Here is a 2,372-nt window from a genome sequence, read left to right on the forward strand (position 1 = left end):
CTGGCGTTGGGGCGGCTGGGCAGCGAGGAGTTCGACATCGCCTCCGACGCCGACCTGGTCTTCGTGCGCGACGAGCGTTCCGACCCAGCCCAGGCTGCGCGCGCCGCCGAGCGCGTGGTGGAAGCCCTGGCGGCCTACACCAAGGAGGGCATCGTCTTTGCCGTCGATCCCCGGCTGCGGCCGCGCGGCGGCGAGGGCGAGCTGGTGGTCACGCCCTCCAACCTGGAGCAGTATTTCGCCGAGGAGGCACAGCCCTGGGAGGCGCTCACCTACACCAAGCTGCGGCGCATCGCGGGCCCGGAGGAGCTGGCAGAGCGGGCACGGGTACGAGTGGAGCGTCACTTCCCGCGCTTCGGGCTGGACCGGAGTTTCGCGGCGGCGGCGCGCGAGATGCGGGCTAAGTTGGAGAGAGCGGAGGCGGGAGAAAGCAACTTCAAGACCGTCGCCGGCGGCTTCTACGACATCGATTTCATCGTCTGCATGCTGCTGGTGCGGGCCGGCATAGGCGAGACCAGGGGGAACATCCGGGAGCGGCTGCACGGGCTGGCGGCGCGCGGCCGACTGAGCGATGCGGATTGCGCTACCCTGGACGCCGCAGCGGAGCTATTCCGCACGGTCGAGCACGTGGTACGGCTGGTGCTGGGGCGAGCGCGCAAGTCGCTGCCCGCCTCCGAACATGCCCGGCGCACGGTGGAGAGCCTGGCAGCGCGCATCCTCGGCCGGGAGTTTCCCGAAGGGCTGGAGCGGGAGATGGAGCGGGGATTCGAGACGGTGCGGGCGGTGTACGAGCGAGTAGTGAAGTAGCCGGCAGCCGGTTGTAGAGTGGGTTCCGGGGCGGATTTCCGCCCCCTGGGGCGGTTCGGCGGTGATAAGGTAAGAACTCGCTCCGGGGCGCCTGTGACGCTGTCACAGGAGGATGTGACGCATGTCATAGGGCGGGGTGCGCCGCGGACCCTAGAATCGTGCGAGTTCTTATTCTACGGAGGTATTGAGCGATGGCGGCTTCGTACAACGGCAACCCCGTCCCCACGGACGGCCAGAAGATCAGCTACAGCGACGGGAAGTTCCAGGTTCCGGACAACCCGACCGTGCCCTTCATCGAGGGCGACGGCACGGGGCGGGACATCTGGAAGGCCTCGCGGCGGGTGTTCGACGCGGCGGTGCAGAAGGCCTACGGCGGCAAGCGCCGGGTGGCCTGGTACGAGGTCTTCGCCGGCGAGAAGGCGTTCACTCAGTTCAAGACCTGGCTGCCGGACGACACCGTGAATGCCATCAAGGAGTTCCGGGTCGCCATCAAGGGGCCGCTGACCACGCCCATCGGCGGCGGCATCCGCTCCCTCAACGTGGCGCTGCGCCAGATCCTCGACCTCTACGCCTGCGTGCGCCCGGTAAAGTACTACCAGGGCGTGCCCTCGCCGGTGAAGCATCCCGAGCGCATGAACGTGATCATCTTCCGCGAGAACACCGAGGACGTGTACGCCGGCATCGAGTGGCAGCAGGGGACCCCCGAGGTCCGGAAGCTGATCGAGTTCCTGAACAAGGAGATGCTGAAGAGCGGGTCCAAGCGCATCCGGATGGACTCGGGCGTGGGCATCAAGCCTATCTCCATCACCGGGACCAAGCGGCTGGTGCGCAAGGCCATCCAGCATGCGCTGGCCAACGGGCGCAAGGTGGTCACCCTGGTGCACAAGGGCAACATCCAGAAGTTCACCGAGGGCGCCTTCCGCAACTGGGGCTACGAGCTGGCGGTGGACGAGTTCCGCGAGCAGGTGGTCACCGAGCGCGAGAGCTGGATCCTGGACAACAAGGACAAGAACCCGAACCTGAGCATCGAGGCCAACGCCGGCATGGTGGAGCCGGGACTGGAGTTCGCCACGGCGGAGTTCCGCAGCCAGGTGGCCGCCGAGGTCAAGGCGGTGCTGGAGTTCCTCTACCCCAGCCATGGCAATGGGCAGTGGAAGAAGAAGCTGATGATCAACGACCGCATCGCCGACTCCATCTTCCAGCAGGTGGTGACGCGGCCGGACGAGTACCACGTGCTGGCCACGCCCAACCTGAACGGCGACTACATCTCGGACGCGTGCGCGGCGCAGATCGGCGGGCTGGGCATCGCCCCCGGCGCCAACATCGGCGACGAGTACGCCTGCTTCGAGGCCACCCACGGCACCGCCCCCAAGTATGCCGACAAGGACGTCATCAATCCCTCGTCGGTGATGCTCTCGGGGGTGATGATGTTCGACTTCCTGGGCTGGCCGGAGGCGGCGCGGCTGATCGAGCACGGCCTGGAGCGCACCATCCAGCAGAAGAAGGTCACCTACGACTTCGAGCGGCTGATGGAGGGCGCCACCAAGGTCAAGACCAGCGAGTTCGCC

General features: G+C 66.9%; 2 protein-coding genes. Both read left to right on the plus strand.

Translation table 11 applies throughout. From position 1 onward, the window contains the following. A partial coding sequence (locus VEG08_05985) for a hypothetical protein (GenBank protein ID HXZ27534.1) occupies window positions 1–804 on the plus strand: 804 nt, incomplete at its 5' end. Window positions 805–995: 191 nt separating this feature from the next. Further along, on the plus strand, window positions 996–2,372 hold a 1,377-nt coding region (locus tag VEG08_05990), incomplete at its 3' end, for an NADP-dependent isocitrate dehydrogenase (GenBank protein HXZ27535.1).

The organism is Terriglobales bacterium, from assembly GCA_035624475.1.
Classification (GTDB): Bacteria; Acidobacteriota; Terriglobia; order Terriglobales; family Acidobacteriaceae; genus DASPRL01.